Here is a 23,038-nt window from a genome sequence, read left to right on the forward strand (position 1 = left end):
TTTCTCTTTTACACCATTTTTAAGTTATATCTTATTTACCAGTTTGGAAAGTCTCTTGAAATAATCAAACAATTCCTGGCCCCACCGCAGGGCAGCAGGTTCAAAACTCATAATAAATTGCTGGTCGAACTTTCCATTTCTATCAAAGAGCCCAAGGAGCATTATTTTTTCAGTCACTGTAATTTCAGATATTTTTATTCCCTCTTTTGAGATATAAAGGCTCACATTATCCATGCCCATTAGCTCTTTTATCATCTCTGAGTGCTCGTTTGAGAGATGGTCCCAGACAGACTGCGTAAAATTGAGAGAGAGTTCAGCATCTTTTCTGCCAAGCTCAACGTAAAGAGGCAGATAGGCAGGGTTGAAATAAGAAGCAAAAGTCGAAGCTATTTTTGCATTGGCCATACTGTCAATGATCTTCTGGGAAGGTTCATAAATGTGGTTCAGGTCCGGCTCTATCAGGGTACAGTCTCCAAGCTCCGATATTCTTTCCAGAAGATGGCGGGGGATTGAATTCAGGTCATGCCCTGTCCAGTAACAGTTGTTTTTTTCCACTACCTCAAGGGCACTGATCAGCGGCTTTACCTTTTTGATTATGAACTCTCCAAGTACCGTGAGCTTATACATCCGGTCTTCCTGGACAATGAGATCACTATCTATCAGTTTCTTTATCTGGGGAAGGATTGACGTGGCAGTAACATCCAGTTCATCCCTGATTTCATCAATATTTTTTGAGCCGCTATCCAGCAGTATAAGAAGGTTTTTTCTTTTATCGGAGCGGAAAACAAGATCAATAAGTGAAGATTCCATCTCTTCCTACTTCCTGCAGTATAATATGCTGCGATATGCTGCCGGTCCTTCTCTCCGGCAGTCTGGTTCCTTGGTCGCTCTTTTTCAAATTCAGAAATTCTCCGGCATTTTTTAAAACTACATATTTCTGGGGATACAACTATAGATTTCAGTCTATTGAAAAACCAGGAGTACAAACTCCTACAAAAATCATCTTTGTCTCCATTGGCGTCTGCTTCCATCCCGAGGGGACGAGATACTCTATGCTGGTATCTATCTTTATTGAACTTTCCGGAAGCCCAAAGTCCTTCATCGAATCCAGGATCATCTCTTCCCCAGCTTTTTGAGAGTATTCTACTGCAGCCCTGTACTGCTCAAATTTTTTTCTTCCAGCCGGGGTAAATACAAGGAAATTCTGATCCGGGTTTTCCATCGAATAAGGCTTGATGGTTATCTCGATTCTTTTTATTCCTTTTCCTACGAGAGCTCCGACAGCATTTCCTACTCTTGCCTGCTCGGGGACAATAATTTCCGCATCAATGAGAGCCTTCAGTTCTCCATAGTAAGCTTTTACCGGCCCTCCCAGCAGAACGATGGGAATATTCACTTTGTACTGGACAGGAACTTCTTCTTCCAGCATCATCTTTATTCCATCTTTTCCCCTTCCCTCCATTATAAAAGACATCAGGCTATAAGCCATATTTCTGGCGACCTGCTGCTTTACTTTTTTACAGAAAGCATGCACTCCCATCTGGGTAAAGCGAGAAAGTTTTCTGGCTCCTATCTGGGCAGTCTCTACATCCCATTCTGTATATTCCCCCAGCACGTGCAGGGCATCGGTGGGTGTAAAGCCTATAGCCTGGATTACCCTCTGGTTGAGCAAGGAATCAAGGACTGCAGGAGAAGGAAAACGCTTCATTTTATTTAGTATCTCGTGGATCGAAAGAGGTTCATCTCCTATAAATTCCAGCAGTTTTTTCTCACTCTCGGTGGGGTTGATGGGTGTCACCCCAGTCCTGACAAAAAACTTGGTGGGCTGAAGATGCTCATTGAGCATGGTTCTCAAAGGTATGGGATTTTTCTCGAGTTTGTCTTTGAAGTTAGGGTATTTTACCGCAGCAAAACATAGAGGCATAACTCTTCTTGGTCCTATCCTTATGCATTTCTTGAACCATACGTGGCTATCTCCTCCGTTTGCGGAGCTTTCCATTTTTATAGCTTTTACGCGTGTCTGCCAGCCCCCAACAATTGCCCCTTTCTCGCAGAGATCAGGAACTCCGTTTTTAATTATGGAGACATCCGTGCTCGTTCCTCCAACATCAATTACGGCGCATGTATCAAGCCCTGAAAGATGTGAAGCTCCCATAATACTTGCAGCGGGGCCTGAAAATATAGTTTCAATCGGGCGCAGTTTAGCTCCTTTTATATCTATAACCGAGCCATCACATTTTAACATCAGGACTTTTGCATCAAGATTTCTTTCTTTCACTTCAGCCATGATAGAATGGATAAACTGGTAGGTTATGGGAATTAGCTGGGCATTTAAGACTGCCGTAGCCGCTCTTTCGTAAGCTCCCAATTCCTGGGAAAGTTCATGCCCGCAGACTACAGGATGCCCTGTCAGTTTGAGGATTACGTCCTTTATCTTCAGCTCATGCTCCGGGTTTCTGGTACTGAAATAAGAAGAAACGGCAAATGCAGATACTTTCTTTTTAAGGCTTACTGCAAACTGTTCTACAGCAGTGAGGTCAAGAGGGTGGAGTTCGTCACCGTTGCTGTCATGTCCCCCTTTAACTGTAATACTGTAGTCGGCTGGCAGTTCCCTTGGAATGGTATAGTCTCCTACAAGGATCAGGCCAACAGGATATCCGGTTCTTTCCAGAATCGTATTTGTCGAGAGAGTTGTGGAAACCGACACGAGTTTTACTTGCTTGAGATATTCCGGGTTCAACTTATTGATTGCGTTTCGAATTCCGGTCATCAGGTTTGGATAGGTGGTAACCGCTTTGCTGGTATCAAGGATCCTGCTGTCCGAATCTCTTAAAATAACAGCGTCAGTATATGTTCCACCTGCATCAATACCCAGACTATATTGCATGTCAAAACAGCCCCATTTTTTATTCCATTTTAGGCAACCTATATCTTTTTTTAGCTGTACTAATCCCTTTTTAGCCGGATTTATAAAGTTATGTTTCAAGATATATATTTTTACTTATAATGTGCAGCAGTTTCTATTTTTTACTATCCTTTCTTTCAGGCTGTCATGCTATTCCTGGGAACTCCTACTCCTACATAAACAAGTTTTGTTTCGAGAGGCACATCTGTCCAGCCACTGGGTGCCAGGTGTTTCCTGCTGACATCTATCCTTATATCCTCTTTTTCGAGACCTGCACTGATCATATAATTCATAACAAGCTGTCTCCCGAGTTTTTCAGCATACTCCAGGGCTTCACTGTATGCTTCAAATTTTTTCCTTTCCGATGGAGAAAACACAATGAATTCATTTTTCTTTTCCTGCTGAAGCGCACCTTCTATTACTTCGCTCTCCGGCGCCATGCAATGCTCTTCGTCTTCGGGAGTTTCTTCTCTGGACCTTGGAACAAGCCTTGTTTTTATAAGAATCTCTACCCTTTTAATTCCTTTTCCAACAAGGGCTCCAACCGCATTACCAACATCAGCATGTTCGGGCACTATAAATTCGGCACTGATCAACCTTCTCAGGTTTTCAACGTATGCCCCTACAGGTCCTCCCAGAAGGACGACAGGAATTTCTACTCTGAAGCGCGTAAAGTTTTTCCCCTTAAGTACCCTGTCAATCTCGCCTCTGGGCATTCCCTCTATTAGATATGCGATAAGGTCTTCGGCAATGTTGCGCGCAACCCTGCGCTTTACTTCGGCGCTGAAAGCTTCCGGGTTTAGTTTCAGTGGTCTCCCAAGTATATAAGCCCCGATCCTTGCAGCTTCCACATCCCATTCTGTATATTCCCCAAGGACATGCAGGGCATCGGTAGGTGTAAAACCTATAGCCTGGATTAACCTCTTCTGTATAAGTGAATCGAGTATTGAAGGCGAGGGGCGTTTTTTCAGTGCTATGAGAAGGTCTCCAAAGGAAACAGGTTCTTTTCCTATATACCTGTAGATCTCACGTTCTCCTGATTTCAGTTCAATAGGCCTGAAACCTGTCCTGACAAAAAATTTCGTTACCTGAATGTTTTCACAGAGATAACCTTTTGCTACTCTGTTATGTTTGAGCTTTTCTCTTAATTCGGGATATATAGCAGAAGCTCTGCAGAGAGGAATGACCCGGCGAGGTCCTACGTTGATCCTGTCACCCTTTAGCCATACATGGCTATCTCCCCCAGTTGCCGAGGTTTCCATACGGATAGCTTTTACACGGGTCTGCCAGCCTCCGACTACCGCACCTGAACTGCTGAGTTGCGGGAGCCCGTTCTGCATCATCGCTACATCCGTACTCGTGCCTCCAACATCAATGACAGCGCATGTGTCAAGCCTGCTGAGGTGGGAGGCACCCACAAGACTTGCTGCAGGCCCTGAAAATATAGTTTCAATAGGCTTTTCCAGAGCTTCTTCGATTCCAACAACCGACCCATCGCATTTTAGCATCAACATGTTTGCGCTGATTCCACGGCTTTCGAATTCTTTAATTATTGACTGGATGAACTTATGGGTTATGGGAATCAACTGAGCATTCAGAAAAGCAGTTATTGCCCTTTCGTAGGCTCCAAGATCCTGAGAAAGCTCATGCCCGCAAACAACCGGGTGCTCGGTAAGTTCCTTTACAGTTTTCTTGACGGCAAGCTCATGCTCGGGATTTCGGTTGCTGAAATACGAAGAGACTGCAAAAGCAGAAACTTTATCCTGAACTTTGAGTGCGAATTCCTTTACCGAATCAAGATCCAGGGCTTTTAATTCTTCTCCATCACTATTATGCCCGCCTGAGACTGCTACCCAGTAATCTGTGGGGAGTTTCTCAGGGATTACATAGTCTCCGACCATGATCAGGCCTACCGGGAACCCTGTGCTTTCCAGAATCGTATTTGTAGACAGTGTAGTGGATACGGATACGAGCTTTATATCCCCGAGATAGTCGGGATTCAGCCTGTCGATTGCATTTTTCATTCCAGGCAGGGGGTCAGGATAGGTCGTCAGGGCTTTGCTCGACTCAACTACTACTCCATCAGAATCCCTTACGATAACGGCATCAGTATAGGTGCCCCCTGCATCGATTCCAAGACTGAAGTGCATTTTCTTACTTACCTCTTTTGTGAATTGGATAGTGGCTTCTTCAGGTTTTCTGAAAATTATCGGTTTCTGGTATTATACTATTAGCAACCTGATCATTTAACAATCTGGCCAGGTTTCGGACTCTGACTTATAAATTTTTAGATTCCGGTATTGGTTAAAGCCTGTTATTATATAATTAAAGTCTGAATAGATGTTAAAGATGTAGTAGCTAAGTGGATATCTAATCTGGATGTTGTTAAATATGTAGTAGCAGTAACTAAACGAATATCCGATGAACCTGAGTAATTAACTATTTTTTAAATCCTGAAAAATCCGTCTGGATTTTTCTGATCCATATCCGAGTAACAGTTAATTAATTGAGTAAGAATTAATTGAGTAAGGCTAAAAGTCGTCATCAGTGGTTATTCATTAGTTAATTTCTAATTAAGGTTTCTTCATAACTGATTTTAGTTATAAGTTATTTTTAGTTATAAGTTATTTTTAGTTATAAGTTATTTTTAGTTATAAGTTATTTTTAGTTATAAGTTATTTTTAGTTATAAGTTATTTTTAGTTATAAGTTATTTTTAGTTATAAGTTATTTTTAGTTATAAGTTATTTTTAGTTATAAGTTATTTTTAGTTATAAGTTATTTTTAGTTATAAGTTATTTTTAGTTATAAGCTATTTTTAGTTATAAGTTATTTTTAGTTATAAGCTATTTTTAGCTATAACCTCTTTTTACCTAAACAACTTTTAAATTGCAACCTTATCTGTTAAAATCGAAGGCGTGACAGGTTAACTGACGAATGCTATTCTTTCGTTTTGCTTTACAACTTATTTCTCTATTATATTATTTTTTTATTATTTTATTTTTTTGGATTTATATTTCTTTTGCTGGTTTTTATCATTGTTCGTTTATGCCACTGTCTTCTGTCTTCCTTCCTCAGAAACTCTTATTTTTTTCTGAAAAGAACAGTTTCTCTCAAAGACAGGTTCTGCTTTTATAAGGGTGTATATCCCTTGCCCATAGGCTGTTTTCAGTCTCTCTTCTACAAGGTCCGCAATCTCCACAACTTCCTGGATATTTAGGGAGTTATTTACAGTTATACAGGCATTGATTGCAATCTCGTTTCCGATCCTCCTCGTTTTAAGCTCGCCGGAACCTATTACTCCTTCAGTTCTGTTTATTATCTCCCTTATCTTCCGGTTATTTTCTTCATCAAGGGAAGCTTCTATGAGTTCGTTGGCAGTGCCATAGAGGAGCCTGCCCGATGTCCCGAGGAGGTACAGGCTTAAAAGTACTGCAATAAAAGGATCAGCTATAGCGTAATTTTTTCCGGGGAGGAATGTACATCCTATGCCCAGAGTAACAAAACAGGAAAGAAAGAAACCTCTGATATGAGTACTTCTACTGTAAGAGTCAATTTCTGATAAAACTCCTTCAGTTTGGCTCCCGACTTTCCTGTTAATAAGAGGAACAATTTCTTTTGATATCAGGATAAAAGCAGCTGTGAGGAGCGTAAACGTTTCAGGGGTTTCTGTCTCTCTCCCCTGCACAATCATAAGTAGCTCTTCTGATGCCAGAGTAAATGATTGTACGCCAGCAAAAAGGAGCACACATGCCCCTGCTCCCATAAAGAGAGTTACAACTTTTCCATGTCCGTAATTATGGCTCCAGTCTTCGGGTTTGCTGGCAATAAAATGGTCAAGAAGCTTTACAAGTTCATTCATTAACTCGGAAAAAGAACGGACCGCATCTGCGAGAAGTGCGGTGCTGTTTCCCAGCAGTCCGGCAAATAGTTTAAAAAAAGTTATCGTAAGACTAAATAAGAGCCCTGTATACGATATGTTCCGGGTTTTATTCAAATTTTTGTCCGCTTTCATCCGAAACTCACCGTTAATGATTTTTAAATCCTCCTTCGTAAAAGGAGCTCATTTGACCGGGTTTAAAAGAGAGTACGTGATTATCTAAATTACTCTGAAAATTTAGTAAGAATCCCGAAGACCTACGTTTCCCTAACGCGGTACATGACTCAGCATTTTAAGCCACTGAGATCAATAGATATTGGAGAGGGTGAGTATTTTGAAAACACAGATAATACATCTGTGTTTTCAAGGGTTGGGAATATTTTCGGGCTTTCTATCCTGTTTTTGCCCTGCCGTTTTTGTGGGTTTTGTAGGTCTTCGAGGTTGGTGTAGGTTTTCCTCAGATTCCGTTTTTCTTTTTACTGAGGGTGTAATGCTTTCATTACTTTATCTTCAGAGTGGAGCAACTGTCTTGCCATGGACTTCATTCATAACCATGGCAAGAGCCGTGTATAAAGATCCAAGGCCCATAATAAGTCCAACATATCCAGCCACTACAAGCAGCCCGGTATTTCCGGTTGCGTTTACAACGGCCAGCAGCATAAATAATATAAATAATGTTACAAATACAAATTGAAGGGCTCTGACTCCGATCTTCATTGTAATGATTAACATAACAAAGGTGTACACACCCCAGATGAAGAGATATGCGGCCATAGCGATGCCAGATGAGGCTTCAGCCCAGCCCATTGCAGGCATTACGATCAGTCCGGCCAGTGAGAACCAGAACAGGCCGAATGCTGAAAATGCAGTTCCTGCAAAAACATCTCCTTTCTTCCAGCACATGATTCCTGCAAACACCTGGGCAAATCCTCCCAGGAATATTGCCATGGAGACAATCATTGACTCCACAGGGTATACCCCTATGTAGCTCAGACTCAACAGAACTGCAGCAAGGCCCAGGCCAGTAAAGCCAAGGGGGGCAGCATTTGCAGTTTTGTCGACTATTATGGTAGAAGTTCCTACGTTTTCGCTCATGATTATTCCCCTGAAGCCATTTTTTAAAAAACTAAAAAAAAAGAAGTTTAGGGCTTAGAGCCCATAGTTTTCAGGTCTGAAAACTGCAACTTCCTGTTTGAATTTAGTCAGGTTTTCACTCATGAACTTGTCAGCATCATCGGTAAGGGCTACAAGGTCGGCTTTAACCTTTGCAAGAGCATTGGTTTCGAACCTTGTGAGATTGAGCTTGCCGGAGTTGATGCCTGTTTCGACAATGTTACAGCACTCAATTGCAGCATTCTTGGCACGGAGGTAGTTGTTGTTTCCGTCCTTTGCAATTGCCTGTCCTACCTTGTAGGCGTTGTCATAGGCGAGGACATATCCCTGTGGGTCTCTGTATTTGTCAGAGAGTGTGAGGATGTCCCTGAGGTCCTTTCCTTTTCCGAGTTTCAAAGCTGTGTTCATCATGGCACAGTCGTATGCAAGAGTCTCGGACCAGCACTGAACTGTGGTACCGCCGAATTCACCGTGGTATTCAACGGATTCGTTGGACCAGAGGTCACAGCACTGCATGGTCAGGTTACCCATAAGGTCAGAGTGGGCGCAGGTAGAGGTCTTACCTTCCTGAGCAATTGGTACACCAGAGATGGATTTTATGATGGTGTTTTCGTATCCACAGTCCTTTCCGGGGCCAGTTGCGCCTGATTCGTATGCACAGAGGGACCTTGCTGCAGAGATTGCCCTTGCAACGATTGCAGTTGTGTGGGCAAGGTTCTTGTCAAGCAGACCGCCTGCGATGAACATTGCGGTGTTTGCCTGGGCACAGTCTGTGTCACCGGCTGCAACTACACCGTTCTTCTTTGCAATGTCTGCAATGTCGGACCAGATCATTTCCATGTCCATGCTGCCGAGCACACCGATACCAAAGAGGATACCTGCAGTGTCGTTCCTGAGGATGGAGTAGTCGAATACTTCCTTACCACCCATGCTCTCTACTGAAAGCAGGTCAGCACCGTTCTGGGCACACTGTTCAAAGGCTTCCATAAAGGTTGTGTACTTGTCTCCTCTGAGCTGGAGATAGTCACGGTCTTCACGAATGTCACCGATAGTGTGGCGGAGTGCGCACTTTATGCCATATTCATCGTGGTATTCTTCCATGATGGTCTTCTGGGCGTGTGCAACAGCGCCTCCCCAGTCGGGGTTGTTGGACATCTGTTCAACGTGTTCTGTTTCGAGGACTATGGAAGGTGCACCGATCTGGACCATTCTTGCCATTGCGTCGGTGGTAATCCTTTCGTATTCCTTAACAAGTTTGTCTTTAGACTTGCCTGCCTGAGGTCTCGGGGCGTAGTTCAGTTCAGGGGTTGTGAAGCCAGCACCGATCTCGAGGCCAAGGCCTGCCTTTACTGGGAATTTTGAGTTCCCGAAAAGCATGTCATCTGCTTTAGCGTAAGCCATTGAAGTGTATTTTTTTACCATTTTGCTCCCTCCTTAGTGCTTGTGGAATTCTGCTCTTAACTTCTCAATGTCGTTACCGCTGGCAATGATTGCATCAGCAATCTTCACAGCGTCTGAAGCTTCTTCACCGTAAACTCCGAGGTCATACTGAGCAACGAAGTCCTGGTTCACAGCACCGCCACCACATGCAAAGGGCAGTTTTAATCCCTTTTCAAGGAGCTTGTCATTGATTTCCTTGAATGCATACATGGTGGTTGTCATGAGAGCAGTACCTGTAAGCAGGATTGGCTTCTCTTTTACAACAGCTTCAATGACTTCGTCAACAGGGACATCTCTGCCCAGGTCAGTTACGTCATAGCCGGCTGCTCTCAGGAGGGCAGCAACAATGTTCTTTCCGATGTCGTGAACGTCTCCTTCTGCAACGTGGCAGACAACAGTTCCCTTTGGTTCAGGTACTTCTGTGGTCTGGGACTTGCAGTATTCAATACCATTCAGCATGGCATCGGCAGACATCATAACGTTGGGGAGGAAAATGATACCGTCATCGTAGAGCTTGGATACAACACCCATGCCTACCATCAGTGCATCATTGATAAGGTCGATTGGCTTCTTGCCTGCAGCGATTGCGGCTTTGAGTCCGTCAACCACGTCGTCTTCTTCTCCCTCATAGATTGACTTTGCAATCGGGTAGATGAGTTCGTCCTTCGGGTAAAGCTCTTCTGCTGCTTCGTCAGGGGTCATTTCCTTTTCGAGGGCGACGTTGTAGCGTACTAATATGCCATCGATGTCTTCCAGTTTCAAATCCAACATATTTTAACCTCCATTTAATGAAGAGATCTCAGATTGCTCAGATCCTCGATCTTGCAAGTTGCATCTTCCTGAATTCTCAGGTATTTCTTCCGAAATACTATCTGAATAATGGAAAGAATTCGAAAACCTCCAGATCGAATTCTTTCCATTGTGGGGGGTATGGATAACCTCTTGATGGTGTACTGGTTGCACAAAAGTGCCGAATTACAGGCCATTTCATGTTTTTCAGGCTCCTTAGGAATATTATTGATTTCCTGGGGTTCAGGATTTCCAATTTATATTTCAAGGTGCCAGTAGACCTTTTCTTCCCAGTTAACTTATGAAAGGTGTACTCCCTTTACTATTCGGGAATTCACTTGCAGATGACAGTTGGATTTCCTGGAATATACCTTCATCTGTGCTAATTTTTGCGCAGCTGTAATTTTATAATCCTCACTACGTTTTTCTCCGCAAATGATTTTATAAAAAAGAATTGTTTTTTTGTTCTCATTGATCTAATCAATGACATCAAAATTTATAGAGCAATTATTCTCTTTTCAGGGATATTCTTTACTGCGGATATTGAATAAATATAGGTTTTTATTTGAGCTATGGAGGTTAACAAGTGGATTTGTTTTATCTGGAATCTTCAATAAGGAAAAATGCGCTGCATTGAAACCTCTCCTTGAAATTATACAAGTAAGGTTAACACACCTAATTGTTTTTCCCCGTTTTTCAGAAATTTTATTTTCTTTCTAATATATAATATGAATTTTTTAAGTTCAGGTTTTTTAATTATCCCTGAATCTGATCAAATTCTATTTTTTATCTTTTTTCCGCTATTTTTTAAAATGTGGGCGGACTTTTTCCCTGGTGACTTATTGCATCTCTGCTTTTAATTTCTTCTTATGACTACTTATGAAAGATTTTCTATATATTTATTTCCGTTCCAAAGCCAGGTTACTCTGGAAACTGAAAGGCCACTTTACCTCTTAAATTAGAGATCTTTTTCGGGCAAGGGTCGAGGACAGTTTTATCCTATATAAGGTTTTTGTATGTCCGGTCATGGCTTTCCTGAACCGGAAACATATTTCCTTCAAAAGTTTCTCTGCTTAAAGGGATTTATTTTTGCATGACTGTATCCGTGATCGTTTTTTCCCACATTTATATATGAAAGCTGCCTATCATTCAGCTGTCCACTTACTGTTGTATCCACAGTTTCGATAAGTTCTTCCCTGGATACGGATGTTACCGCAGAGAGTACCTTTACCCTTGATCTGTAATTGCCTTCTTTTTTAAGGATTTCAATCTCGGGTTTGTCATGTGCTGAAGTCACACTTCCCTTTACAAAGTTTTCTTTGTGTGCAAAGGAAAGTTTGATGTGTCCTATAAATTCAGGGTTCAGCTGTGTTACTCTATTTCTTATGCCGTCCAGGATCTGCCCGGAAACAGAGACAACCGTTTCAAGAGATATGTTATGTGAAGTAATTTCGAACTCGGTTGAGTAAGCTGAAACTCCTGACATCTCAACTGAGTTTCTCACTTCGTGAATTGTTTTACTCTGGCTGTCTCTTCCTATCAGACAGAATAGTTTGTCTAGGCCTTCTCCTCCCTGCCTGGCTGAGAAATGAACTATCCTTGCTTTCGGGTTCAATTTGCGGAGAAGCAGGCACGTTTCCAGAAGTTTTTCAGGTCCTATGAGGTCGACTTTGTTGATGCCCAGAACCTCGGCATCTTCTATCTGATTTCTAACAAAATTCTGCAGATCTCCCGCATCAGGGGTCAGGCGACCGGGATCCACGAGGCTTACTATTGGAGCAAAGTTGATCTCGGGAATATGCATGCTCTTTATATTGCTTTTGATCTGCCTTGGAAAGGCTATCCCTGTAGGCTCTATTATAATAGTATCCGGACGGTAAGAAGTTATAAGGCTTTTAAGGGTGTACTCCATACTGATCCTGAGAGTGCAGCAAACGCACCCGCTTGTAATTTCTCTGGTTTCCACTCCCCCTTTCGAGATGGTGTCCCCGTCTATCCCTATCTCTCCTATTTCGTTGACGATAATTGCTGTTCTCTGCCCCTGTGCTCCAAGATATTCGACAAGCTTTCTTATTGTTGTCGTTTTTCCGCTTCCAAGGAATCCTCCGATTATCATGCACTTCATGGCTCGCCACCTTCCTCAAGACTTCAATTAAGGATTGAACTTATTGAGTATTGATTGAATATTGATTGAACATTCATTATTACTGGAATATTGTCTGTACTGTCAGCAGTGCTATTGTCCTGATAGTGTAATCCTCCTGACTGCTGTACTGATCAGGAAAGGAGTACTGCCCACTTTTCTACCTGGAGGGATTTCAGCAGCAATTGGGGCGTACAGATCCTGCTTCAGGCTTCAGGTCTTTTCTTTAAACCTTTAAAAATGGCAAAAGAGTCTGAGAAGTACTTTTCACCTAATTTTTCCATGTCCTGATACTCTTTCTGCGAGGTGAATCGAAGTTTAGAGTATCGAGCGTTTTCCTTTCCCTTTTCTGGCTAGCAAGTCTTCGGTAAATGGCAAATCCGGAGTTTGTCGCTTGCCAGAAATTTTTCTGGATACAGGTTCCCACCAGGAAAGGTATCTTTAAATGGCAAATACATACCTTTCCTGAAAGAGTATTGCAGGTCTAACTTACTTTTCAGTTAACATGACAACAATGCTCATGGAGAGGGAGTAGCACTGTCATCAGCGTGATTTTTTGAACCTTCCCGGCTCTCTTGTTCTTTATTATATTTTATTGTCCGGCCTATTTCTTCGGGACAATCTCGTCTATCCTGAGCACATTTCTTGATGTTTCCGTAGCTGCTATAATTGCCAGTTTCTTTACCGTTGCTGAATCGTATACTTTCGGCCCTTTATCAGTTACCTTTCGTGAGAGGTCTATTCTTGCTTCTATTCCTCTTGCATATGAATTCTTCATCTGCGCCATTGCATCTATTTCATTCATTCCCATATTTCTGGCAAGAATAGTCGGGATCTTTTCGAGGGCTTCTGCATACGCCTGAACTGCAAGCTGTCTCTTTCCGGTCTGTGTTGTCGCAAACAGCCTGACCATGTGCGCCAGTTCAAACTCTATTGCTCCCCCTCCATTCACGATTTCTCTGTTTTTTAGAAGGAATGCCGCATTATTCAGGGCATCGTCAACTGCTTCTTCTACCTTGTCAAGCCCGTACTTTACAGGTTCCCATATTAAGATAGTGGCTACTGCTTTATCTTTCACGGCGATGAAAACAAAGTTTTCCCCATTTTTCTTTTCAAGCCTTATGCTGTCTGCTTTTCCGAGGTCGTAGGGGTGAATCTCATCTTGCAGGACTTTCAGGGTTGTGCCTGTAGCTTCCGCAAGCTTTTCAAGATCTTTCATTTTCAGTTTCTTAAACGCAAGTATATTACTATCCCTGAGTAGAGTTTCAATATAGGGGTCAATATCTCCCTCGGAAAAAAGCACGTTTGCACCTGAATCAATAATTTTTCTGGCAATTCCCCCGCACATCTGCTTTTTCCTCTCTTCAAAAAGGAGTGCAGTCTGCACTGAGTCCATTTTGAGATTATGCTGGGGATTTAGGTATCCGCTTTTTATTTTAAGGTCATAATTCGTAATCAGGACCGCAGGATTTTCAAACTCATCTGGCATATCTCCCCTTGCCGGATTTTCGTCCATAATCAGGCCTTCAAGGGCAACGATCTCAGGTCCGCCTTTCTTTTTTAGGATTTTGATATTTCTGTTAAGGTCCAGCCTTCCAGCCTGTTTTTCGTTAAGGTGTTTTATAACCTGAAGGACGATATCCGTAACAGTTTCTGCCTGATGCTTTTCAATTCCTTTTCCTGTTGCCGAGCACATTATAGTTGTGCGTACATCTTCTTCCGATGCCTGCTTTATGCTGTACTGCAGCATCTCATACGTTTTTTGCATGGCAAGCTCGTAACCTTCTATAATGATTGTCGGGTGTACTCCTGCCCTTATTAGTCTGACAGCGTTTTTAATGAGGTTGCTTGCAAAAATAACGGCTGTTTTTGTGCCGTCTCCGCAGGCTTTATCCATGGATTCGGCAAGCTTTTTAAAGGAAGTTACAACCGGGTGAAGTACATCCATCTCTTTTAAGATAACTTTCCCGTCGCTCGTAACGAAAATATCCCCCACAGGGTTTACTATTATCTTGTTCATCCCTTTCGGCCCCAGGGATGAACCAAGCAGCTCGTCAATCTCTATGGCTGCCCTTTCAAGCAGGTCTATGAGCCCTTCTTCTTTTACCGGCTCGTCGATCTGGATCTTGTCTCTTATCGTCCGTGCCAGTTTTGCCATTCCGTCCTGGCTTTCCAGGGTCGTGTTGCCTGATGTTTTTAGTTCGCTTGCCATATCCTTTCCTCATTCGCTACTGTTCCTGCTGTTTATGACCTGCTGGAAGCCTGATTTCTGGCTGATATTCTGCCTTCCTTAGGAATTTCGTCCGAATCTCTGATCTCTTTCAGGCTTTTTATCCGGTTTTTTCCGAAGGCTAAAAATTAAGGGGTTTTGGAGGTTTTACTGACTTACGGTTGGTTTTTTAGAGGTTTTGGAGTTTTTGCTGATTTTTGGACGCTACCCTTTTGGAGTTTTTCGTTCTTCTTATTTCAGATGGAAATTTCTGTTACCGGATTATTTTTTCTTAACTGGCTGCTGAGTATCTGGTGATTCAGAGGTTCTTCCTGAGCGTTCGAGGTAAGTATCAGGATCTTCCATTGTGAGGTCTACTTCTGCGGGCAGATCGGAACATCTGGAATCCGTGTAAATATCTGTGTATTCTGTCGATCCTGAAGATGAGCCCGATTCATAGTTCACAGGACTTGTTTCAATAACTGAATATCGGAAGAGGAATTTCTGAGATGAATTGTCCGGTCCAAGCTTATAGATTGCAGGGTGTACAGGACTCGAATAGAACCTCTTTTCCTCAGGCTCGGGTACTTTCTGATATCTCATCCAGTTTCACCTCTTTTATCAGGTTATTTTAAAAGGTTCTCTACTATTTTCTGGAATATTTTTGCGTTTTTCGGCCCAAATGTGTGTATTCGTATTTCACTCTCGTATTTCACTCTCGTATTTCACTCTCGTTTTTCTTCCTTCCCAATGCCTTTTTCACCGTTTTTAGTTCGCTTGCACTTTTTGAGGTAAAGGATGCAGGAAATAGTGAGAGCCAGATTTTTTTATTTTAATAAATAAGGGGAATGGGTCGGAAGCCCATCCCGCATTTGGCAAGCCAGGCTTGCTTCTTTCTCTAAAATGGTTTCAGCGGGTTTACCCGATGATTTTCTTGTAGAGTTCCGGACCCTTTTCTGCTACTGTGTAGGTCTGGGCAGTGATGGAATCACAGGGTGCTCCGGGCGGCACTTCACAACCGGTTGAAATCATGTACTTGGACTGCATGCCGTTTTCCTTGAGAGTGTTCAGGACGCTTTCCTGCAGGGCAATGGTGTCTGCCTTCATCTTCTGGAGGCCTTCAGGGCTGTTGTCAAGGAACAATATCGGGCTGACCTCTCCACCGAACATGGTTTTCTTGCCGTGGGTGCTGATCAGGTACTTGTGATCCTTGGAACCCTTGCTGACTTCATCAGGGTAGAAGGTGTAGCTGTAGTACTCCGTGTTCCACTTGTCAATAAGATCCCAGTGAGGGACATCGGAACAGTTGTGGATAACTACTGGCTTATTGTACTGCTTGTAGAGCGGGGCAATCCTATTCTGCATGACCTGGCCTTCGGACTTCATGTATTCGTCAGCGCTGAGGATGACGTTGTTGGTCCAGAGGGTTACCATACAGAGGTTGTCGGGCTGGGCTTCTTCGAACATGCCCTTCATTATTTCTTCTACATAAGTAGTGGTCTTGTCAAGGGCTTTGAGGACAACGTCGGGGTTTGTCCTGAGATCGGAAAGCACACGGGTTGCTCCCATAATCTGGGTGAGGGCAACCATCGGGCCTTCGATCAGGGCAGTCATGGGTGCTCCAAGGGCATGGGCTTTCTCTGTTGCAAGCTTGTTGCCCTGGATCAGATTGTAGGCACGGGTGCCTTCCTTAAGTTCGGGGACTTCGAGTTTCTCGTAGTCTTCGAGGTGGCCAACTGCTGCAGGGGTGTCTTCTTCAGGGTATCTGATGGTTGCGCCGAAGTCTGCTGCATCGACACAGAGGTCAGTCAGGCCAACGAAGGTGTCCATATTGAAGTACTTTATACCTGCTTCGACACAGTCTGCGTATTTTTCGGCGCTTGTTGAGTAATCCTTGTAAGAGCAGGGCACGAACTTTCTGGATACACCGCAGGCGAGAGGTGACACAGGGAGCCTGTCGACCTTCTTGTCTTGGAAGGCAGAGCCAAACCTCTCTGCTTTGGTCATGGTTTCCTTGAACTTCGGGACCACTGAGTTAAATTCGGCTTTGACTTTCTCAGCGGTTATGAGTCCAGTATCGATTTTTTCCCTGCCGCTCTTCTGTGCGAGGGATTCTTTATACTTCATCTTGCTTGCTGCAACTGAGGATTCGCTCCATAAGTCGGCAGGGAGTTCACTTACAAGTGAGGTAAGTGTCTCAACTGCTGTACTTGCATCAAGGGCTGTGCCGTCTGCGCCAATGGTATCTGCAAAAGCCTGTGAAACAGGTGCACCGCCGACCATGACAACAAGGGAGTCTCTGATCCCCTCTTCCTGGAGTTGCTCGATAACAGTTTCCATGCCACCCATTGTTGTGGTCATAAGCGTGCTCATTGAGATTGCAGTTGCCTTCTTCTCCTTTGCGACTTCTGCAAACTTATCAAGAGGCACGTCACAGCCAAGGTCGATCATGTTAAAACCGGCTGCAGTCATCATGGTCTTGACAAGGTTCTTGCCAATATCGTGCACATCCCCTTCAACGGTACCGATGACCACATTCCTGGGAGTAGAGGTTCCGTCCAGTTTAATATAGGGAGTAAGGATGTCCATTCCGGCATACATCGCATCTGCTGCGAGTAGAAGGCTGGGGACAAAGGCCTCTCCCTTCTCGTACATATCACTGATGATCTTCATGCCCCTTGCAAGGCCGTCAACGATTGCTTCATATGCATCGAGCTCTTCATCAAGGGCTCTCTGTGAAAATTCTTCTGCAAGTTCGTCGTCGCCGTCTACAACAGCATCCGCTAAAGCGTTCAAAATATCTTCTTTTGCCATAAAAAAATCTCCTTTTTTGTGAAGGATCCATCAGTCAGTTTTCTGCCTGTTCTTCCGGATCTCTATTTACTTTTTTAGGTCCTTAACGGGTTCCACATCCCGTCAATTCTCTAAATCCACTGTTATACTCCTTAATCCACAAGATGACCATTCTCCTGAAAATCAATGTCTTCCAGCCGCGGTACAAACCGGAATTTTCCCTGAATTTATTACAGGTTATTCTTTCCTTTCAGGCTTAAATGGTCACTATTGACAAATTAACTCAATGGTATATAGCTTAACCGACGTTGCTTTTTGATCCAATGGCAATTTTTTCCCTCTCCGTAAAATATAGTTTTCTTCATATTTTGTATGGGCCGGATTTTTATCGAGGTTCTCTTATTTCAGGGTCAGGGGAAATTTGCTATCCTTTACCTTTTACACTCACAGCCTCTTTGCAAGCGTGAGATTTTTACCCGGGTGGATAGAAAATTTTCTTCCGCTGGAAAAACAAAGGCTATTGAATATTGAAGGAGTATGTAAAAATGAGGGGTATTGAAAATTTGAAGGCAATGATCGAAGAGTGTACAGATTGATGAGTCACAGACGCCGGACAGCCTGTTAGGTATAAACAAGTCTGTTGATCCGCTCTTTGAGCTCACAGTATTTATATGATTTGGTGTAAAAGCAGATATTTTATTTCTCAGTATGCTGAAAACGGTAGAATATCCCTGACGCTTGCTTTATAGCTTTTGATTTTCTGCTTATTATGATAGTTTAAATACAATATCTGTAATTTGTGTTATGCTCATCAGAATCAAAATTCAAATATAATAGTTGTAATATAATTGATATGGTTTTGATCTAAAGAGGTTTTCACTTTTAGATTATATTCACCTGAAAATATGTGCGTAACACTCCTTGAATGCAAAGGTGCTACAACAAGAGCTAAAGTTTCAAAACCTTTATTATAAGGTTGATATGGTGCATCCTGAAAAACACTGGACTTGTCCGGTAACGCTCTTGGCTAAATGCTGAAACTATCCTTCCCGGAAGATAATGAGGCGGGTTTATGGGTAAAGCTCCGGAAAACGATAGTCCGGCTTAATGTAACAGATGCAGGTTGGAAGCTGATAAAAAATGAGTTCCCTTATAGACTTGATTTTCTTCTCTGAAAAGAGAAAGAATCTCCTTGTTCAGTTAGCTAATGGCCCGATGTATATTGACGAGATCAAGGACACTCTTAATGTAAAGGCATGTGCGGTAATGCCGCAGATAAAAAAACTAAAAGATATGGATATCATTGTGCAGAAGGGAAATATCTATGAACTTTCTGACATCGGGGAAGTTATAGTTGAGAAGATGCTCCCACTTACTTCTCTCCTGGATGTTTTTGATGGAAACAAGGATTACTGGTCAAAACACGATAGGTCTCCGATCCCAAAGCACCTGATACAGAAGATGGACATGCTGGGGAAATGTACTCTGGATGAGCCTGACCTGGACCACCTTTTTGAATTCCCAAGGCATTTGCGGAGTAAGCTGGATAGCTCAAAGACCCTCAAGTCATTCTACTCTTATTTCTGTCCTGACTGCCCTTCGATACAGGCAAGCTGTGCAGATAAAGGGGCTGAAGTGCACCTGATTCTCGATGAGAAGGTCTATAACAGGCTGAAAGATGACTTCGAGGAAGAATACAATACCTGCCTGAAAAATAAGGTGTCTCTTTACATCTATTCTGGAAAATTAAGACCATCTTCTTTTATGATCGCGGACACTTTTATGATGCTGAAGCTCTTTGGGAAAGATGGAGAATTCGACCACAGGAAGATTACGAGTTTTACCCCGAGTGCTCTGGAATGGGGCAATGAACTTGCCCAGTATTATATAGACCGCTCAGAGAAAATCAATTAAAAAGCATTAAAAACAGTAAGCAGAAACTATTTTTTACAGCTATTTACGGAAACCCCGGAGAAATAAACAGTTAACCAGAAATCATCTCCTTACAATTATTCACGGAACTTCGGGAGAAATATTCTGGAAGAAGGAAGCAAGGGAAACTTTTCACTTACTCACCTTTCCTCTTTTTCATTTCATTCTTTTCTGCCTTTAATGCTCACGATCCTTTGTATGTTTTCTTGCTTCTTTTCGTGATGGTCATTCTCGTGCTTGTGACCATCTTCGTGGTTGTGACCATTACTGGCTTTATGTAAGCCTATCCCCCTTTTCTCAAAGATTTCCTGTACCGAACTGTTCACAGCATCTTTTAGAGCTTCTTTCTCAACGTTTGAGACTGCTGAGAGGATTTTGAATGTCGGGACAGCTCCTTCTTTTGACTTTATGATGTCTTCCTGAGGTTCTTCGTAATAGATAGTAATGCTCTGTTTTACAGTTTCCATTCCGTTGTCGAGGAAGAGTTTTATGTGTCCTACAAATTCGGGGTTTAATTTCAGAACCCTTACTTTTATTGTGTTCATTAATTCGGTTGTGAGCTCCCTGGCTGTTTCCGTGCTTAGATTTTCTCCGCCCTTAATTGCAAATTCTGCAGAATAACTGCCAACTCCAGAGGCTTTGATGGAATCTTCAGTTTCCTGAGGCTCGGAAAATCTGGATTTCTCTTCTGTAGCAGTGGTTGCCTGGACTTTTTCCGGAACTTCTTTGATATCAGGAAGAATTTCCTGCATGAAATTTTCAAACCGTTCGCCGGTATCCTTTCCTGAAAGTAAAACCACCTTTGCCTTAGGGTTTAACTGCTGAACTGAAGCTTCGAGGATTGGGATCCGGATAGGTTCGATCAGATCCACCTTATTTATACCCAGAATCTCGGCATCTATAATCTGCCTCATGGCAAAATCTTTTACTTCTTTCATCAGGTGTTTGAAGCGGCTGCCATCAATCAGGGTCACAAGGGGAGCGATTTTCACTTCTTCGCCGAGGTTCATAAGCTCGACTTCATTCCTGATAATATGCGGGAAAGCAATCCCTGTGGGCTCGATCATCAGGACATCGGGTTTATACTCTTTTGCAAGGAGAGTGATTGTTGTTCTCAGCCCGACTTTAAGAGAGCAGCAGATGCAACCGCTTGTGATCTCCTTGGTATCGAATCCGAACCTTTTGATCACGTCCCCGTCAATCCCTATTTCTCCGATCTCATTTACGATAATAGCAACTTTTTTCCCTTTCTCTGCCAGGTACTTGCCCATATTGATAATGGTGGTTGTTTTCCCGCTTCCCAGGAAACCTCCAACAACAATGACTTCCACTTTCTTTCCTCCGTTTTCTGCCGCGTTTTGCTTATTGTCCCTTTATTTTCTATTTTTCATAACAAGTAGTGTAAAACCCTGCCTTTAATTCAGGGATATAAGTGTCAACTTTTCTATTCTCAAAGTATATTTCTCTATCTCTGAAATGTTCCCTATCAAAGTTGTTTGCAGATGAAATCGGATAATAACCGTTTATATTAAAAGGCCACAGATTCGTGTTGAACTCAGCAAGTGACAAAATACTGCTAAAAAGAAATCTCCAGCTGCAGGCATATAGCTGCAAGTATGTCCATATGCGGGCATTAGCACAGAAAATCAAAATCACAATATATCAAAGAATCCGAACATATCATAAAATTCACTTCATAATTTTGGAAAGATATGGTGATTTTGAGTCAAAGGTCTGGAGCGCCTGAATACAGAAACCACCTCTTGTTTTGGAAGTTAAAGAAAACCGAAAATATATTGGGTGCCACATAACTGGAAAGCATATTAATTGTTGACCTTGAATCCTTCTCTGGCACTATTATTGAAGTCTGGCAGAAACTCTTGAGCAAAATACTGTTTTTGGGAGAAAGGTTATAAGGGAAATCTTCCACCTTAATCACTTTCTCCTTCTTCGTTTTACTTTTCTTTCCTGTCTTTAATAATCATAATTTTTTGTGTTTATGATGTTCGTGACGATATTTATTGTGGTCGTGTTCGTCGTGATCTTCATCTTCCTCATCATGGTCATCGTCCTCTTCATCGTGGTCACCACCCTCCTCTTCATGATCCTCGTCTTCATCGTCGTGATAATGCTGCCCATGGCGATGTTTATGTCCATGATGATTTTCATCTTCTTCCTCATCATGATCATCATGGTCATGGTGATGATCATGTCCATGATTTTCATCTTCCTCATCATGGTCATGTCCATGATGGTGGTCATGATCATGACTGTGTTTGACCTGATGCACTTCTATCTCCATGCTTTCAAAAACTTCCTGCACTGAACTGTTAACTGCATTTTTAAGAACTTCTTTTTCAACTTTTGAAACTGCTGAAAGAACTTTAAATGTCGGGGTAGCTCCGTCATTCGATTTGAAAATGTCTTCTTGCGGCTCTTCGTAATATATTGTAATGCTCTGTTTCACTGTCTCTGATCCGTTATCGAGGAAGAGTTTGATATGTCCTAAGAATTCTGGGTTAAGTTTAAGAGTCTTTTCTTTTATTTTATTCATTATTTCAGTTGTAATGGTTCTCGCAGTTTCCTTACTTACAGCTTTGCCGTCTTTTAAGGAATACTCTACAGAATAACTACCAACGGCATGCTTGAAAGAATCACCATGATTATATGGGACTTTTGAGGAATTATCTTCAGAACTGTCAACTCCAGAGGCATCGATTGAGTTTTCGAAGTCCTGCCGTGTAGACTCAGACTCTTTCTCGATCTCCCTGGTTTTCTTATGAATATCCTTTATTCCTGGAATAACTAATTGCATGAAGCTTTCAAACCTTTCGCCTGTGTCTTTCCCTGAAAGTAAGACAACTTTGGCTGTTGGATTGAGTTGCTGGACTGAAACTTCAAGAATAGGGATCTGAAGCGAGTCTATAAGGTCCACCTTGTTTATTCCCAGGATCTCAGCATCTATGATTTGCCTCATGGCAAAATCCTTTACTTCTTTCATCAGGTGTTTGAAGCGGCTTCCATCTATCAGAGTTACCAGAGGGGCAACTTTAACTTCCTCCCCAAGGTTCATTAGCTTGAATTCGTTTTTAATGGAGTTCGGAAAAGCAATCCCTGTGGGTTCTATCATCAGGATATCAGGTTTATACTCTTTAATGAGCGTATCGACTGTTACCCTCAGCCCCATTTTCAGAGTACAGCATATGCATCCGCTTGTGATCTCTTTGGTATCAAATCCGAATTTCTTTATTATGTCTCCATCAATCCCTATTTCTCCTATCTCATTAACAATGATGGCGACTTTTTTTCCCTTTTCTGCCAGGTATTTACCCATATTGATAACAGTCGTGGTCTTCCCGCTTCCCAGGAAACCACCAACAACAATTACGTCCATTTTTTGTCCTCGTTTTCTTCCATTTTATTGTTTTTACGTCTTTATTTAAACAGGCTTAAGTCCCCGTGGCTCCTTAGCCAGGAAATTTAAACATTATCCTTCTATCTTCATAGTATATTTTTTTATCTATAATTTGGTATATATAAAAACTTTTTTTGCTGCTTTTACTATCATTTCTTAATTTTATTACTCTATTTTTGGTATGTATCTAAATTATTGTCCGTATCAAGGACATATTGCATTCCTGTGCCCTTCAATCTCACTTCAGAACTCATTGCCTAAAATCTTTTTTTCACTGGATACATTCCGTTTTTAGTCTTTTGTATCTTTCTGTTCTTCGTTTGTTTCCCTAGTCGTTTCACTTCCGAGTTTGTTTTTCTCTTTATTTTTGGCATTAGTAAAAATTTCTTTGGTATATAGTCAAATTTATGCCCGTGGCAG

General features: G+C 42.3%; 14 protein-coding genes. 1 reads left to right on the plus strand and 13 read right to left on the minus strand.

Going from position 1 to position 23,038, the window contains the following annotated elements; all coding sequences use genetic code 11:
• Window positions 1–24: 24 nt before the first annotated feature.
• From ACZ5A8_RS01345 to ACZ5A8_RS01395, 11 genes are all read right to left on the minus strand, one after another.
• Complete coding sequence (locus tag ACZ5A8_RS01345; protein ID WP_229387437.1) at window positions 25–810, minus strand: helix-turn-helix transcriptional regulator; 786 nt, start codon at window positions 808–810, stop codon at window positions 25–27.
• 148 nt (window positions 811–958) lie between these two features.
• The gene (locus ACZ5A8_RS01350; RefSeq protein ID WP_464531794.1) at window positions 959–2,887 is read right to left on the minus strand and encodes a hydantoinase/oxoprolinase N-terminal domain-containing protein; all 1,929 of its coding nucleotides are present in this window, start codon (window positions 2,885–2,887) and stop codon (window positions 959–961) included.
• A gap of 155 nt (window positions 2,888–3,042) precedes the next feature.
• Complete coding sequence (locus ACZ5A8_RS01355) at window positions 3,043–5,055, minus strand: hydantoinase/oxoprolinase N-terminal domain-containing protein (RefSeq protein ID WP_464531795.1); 2,013 nt, start codon at window positions 5,053–5,055, stop codon at window positions 3,043–3,045.
• 895 nt (window positions 5,056–5,950) lie between these two features.
• Window positions 5,951–6,919 (minus strand): cation diffusion facilitator family transporter, encoded by a 969-nt coding sequence (locus ACZ5A8_RS01360; RefSeq protein ID WP_464531797.1) that lies wholly within the window; start codon window positions 6,917–6,919, stop codon window positions 5,951–5,953.
• Window positions 6,920–7,294: 375 nt separating this feature from the next.
• Entirely contained in the window at window positions 7,295–7,879 is a 585-nt protein-coding gene (locus ACZ5A8_RS01365) for an acetate uptake transporter (protein ID WP_464531798.1), read from the minus strand.
• A 54-nt stretch (window positions 7,880–7,933) separates the two neighbouring features.
• Window positions 7,934–9,319, minus strand: a complete 1,386-nt coding sequence (gene mtaB / locus ACZ5A8_RS01370) for a methanol--corrinoid protein co-methyltransferase MtaB (protein WP_464531799.1) — start codon at window positions 9,317–9,319, stop codon at window positions 7,934–7,936.
• Between the two features lie 12 nt (window positions 9,320–9,331).
• The gene (mtaC, locus tag ACZ5A8_RS01375; RefSeq protein ID WP_229387449.1) at window positions 9,332–10,108 is read right to left on the minus strand and encodes a methanol--corrinoid protein MtaC; all 777 of its coding nucleotides are present in this window, start codon (window positions 10,106–10,108) and stop codon (window positions 9,332–9,334) included.
• Window positions 10,109–11,183: 1,075 nt separating this feature from the next.
• A complete protein-coding gene (locus ACZ5A8_RS01380; RefSeq protein WP_464531801.1) occupies window positions 11,184–12,251 on the minus strand; it encodes a CobW family GTP-binding protein in 1,068 nt (355 codons plus the stop codon).
• Between the two features lie 622 nt (window positions 12,252–12,873).
• Window positions 12,874–14,481 (minus strand): TCP-1/cpn60 chaperonin family protein, encoded by a 1,608-nt coding sequence (locus tag ACZ5A8_RS01385; RefSeq protein ID WP_464531802.1) that lies wholly within the window; start codon window positions 14,479–14,481, stop codon window positions 12,874–12,876.
• A gap of 279 nt (window positions 14,482–14,760) precedes the next feature.
• On the minus strand, window positions 14,761–15,081 hold the full coding sequence (locus ACZ5A8_RS01390; RefSeq protein ID WP_464531803.1) for a hypothetical protein: 321 nt from the start codon (window positions 15,079–15,081) through the stop codon (window positions 14,761–14,763).
• Window positions 15,082–15,396: 315 nt separating this feature from the next.
• The gene (locus ACZ5A8_RS01395; RefSeq protein WP_464531805.1) at window positions 15,397–17,292 is read right to left on the minus strand and encodes a uroporphyrinogen decarboxylase family protein; all 1,896 of its coding nucleotides are present in this window, start codon (window positions 17,290–17,292) and stop codon (window positions 15,397–15,399) included.
• 1,119 nt (window positions 17,293–18,411) lie between these two features.
• Between ACZ5A8_RS01395 and ACZ5A8_RS01400 the strand changes: the two genes are divergently transcribed.
• Window positions 18,412–19,185 carry a helix-turn-helix transcriptional regulator gene (locus tag ACZ5A8_RS01400; RefSeq protein WP_464531806.1) on the plus strand — a complete coding sequence of 258 codons (774 nt, stop codon included), beginning with the start codon at window positions 18,412–18,414 and terminating at the stop codon, window positions 19,183–19,185.
• A 179-nt stretch (window positions 19,186–19,364) separates the two neighbouring features.
• On the opposite strand, the gene ACZ5A8_RS01405 is transcribed toward ACZ5A8_RS01400, so the two are convergent.
• Both ACZ5A8_RS01405 and ACZ5A8_RS01410 read right to left on the minus strand, forming a co-directional pair.
• Window positions 19,365–20,534, minus strand: coding sequence for a GTP-binding protein (locus ACZ5A8_RS01405; RefSeq protein ID WP_464531808.1), 1,170 nt, complete (start codon window positions 20,532–20,534; stop codon window positions 19,365–19,367).
• 650 nt (window positions 20,535–21,184) lie between these two features.
• Window positions 21,185–22,597 carry a GTP-binding protein gene (locus tag ACZ5A8_RS01410; RefSeq protein ID WP_464531809.1) on the minus strand — a complete coding sequence of 471 codons (1,413 nt, stop codon included), beginning with the start codon at window positions 22,595–22,597 and terminating at the stop codon, window positions 21,185–21,187.
• Window positions 22,598–23,038 lie beyond the last annotated feature (441 nt).

It is taken from the genome of Methanosarcina subterranea, from assembly GCF_055385895.1.

Coding starts and splice junctions, on each gene's coding strand:
- ACZ5A8_RS01345 (WP_229387437.1), bottom strand. CDS start 810: ATGGAATCTTCACTTATTGATCTTGTTTTCCGCTCCGATAAAAGAAAA.
- ACZ5A8_RS01350 (WP_464531794.1), bottom strand. CDS start 2,887: ATGCAATATAGTCTGGGTATTGATGCAGGTGGAACATATACTGACGCT.
- ACZ5A8_RS01355 (WP_464531795.1), bottom strand. CDS start 5,055: ATGCACTTCAGTCTTGGAATCGATGCAGGGGGCACCTATACTGATGCC.
- ACZ5A8_RS01360 (WP_464531797.1), bottom strand. CDS start 6,919: ATGAAAGCGGACAAAAATTTGAATAAAACCCGGAACATATCGTATACA.
- ACZ5A8_RS01365 (WP_464531798.1), bottom strand. CDS start 7,879: ATGAGCGAAAACGTAGGAACTTCTACCATAATAGTCGACAAAACTGCA.
- mtaB (WP_464531799.1), bottom strand. CDS start 9,319: ATGGTAAAAAAATACACTTCAATGGCTTACGCTAAAGCAGATGACATG.
- mtaC (WP_229387449.1), bottom strand. CDS start 10,108: ATGTTGGATTTGAAACTGGAAGACATCGATGGCATATTAGTACGCTAC.
- ACZ5A8_RS01380 (WP_464531801.1), bottom strand. CDS start 12,251: ATGAAGTGCATGATAATCGGAGGATTCCTTGGAAGCGGAAAAACGACA.
- ACZ5A8_RS01385 (WP_464531802.1), bottom strand. CDS start 14,481: ATGGCAAGCGAACTAAAAACATCAGGCAACACGACCCTGGAAAGCCAG.
- ACZ5A8_RS01390 (WP_464531803.1), bottom strand. CDS start 15,081: ATGAGATATCAGAAAGTACCCGAGCCTGAGGAAAAGAGGTTCTATTCG.
- ACZ5A8_RS01395 (WP_464531805.1), bottom strand. CDS start 17,292: ATGGCAAAAGAAGATATTTTGAACGCTTTAGCGGATGCTGTTGTAGAC.
- ACZ5A8_RS01400 (WP_464531806.1), top strand. CDS start 18,412: ATGAGTTCCCTTATAGACTTGATTTTCTTCTCTGAAAAGAGAAAGAAT.
- ACZ5A8_RS01410 (WP_464531809.1), bottom strand. CDS start 22,597: ATGGACGTAATTGTTGTTGGTGGTTTCCTGGGAAGCGGGAAGACCACG.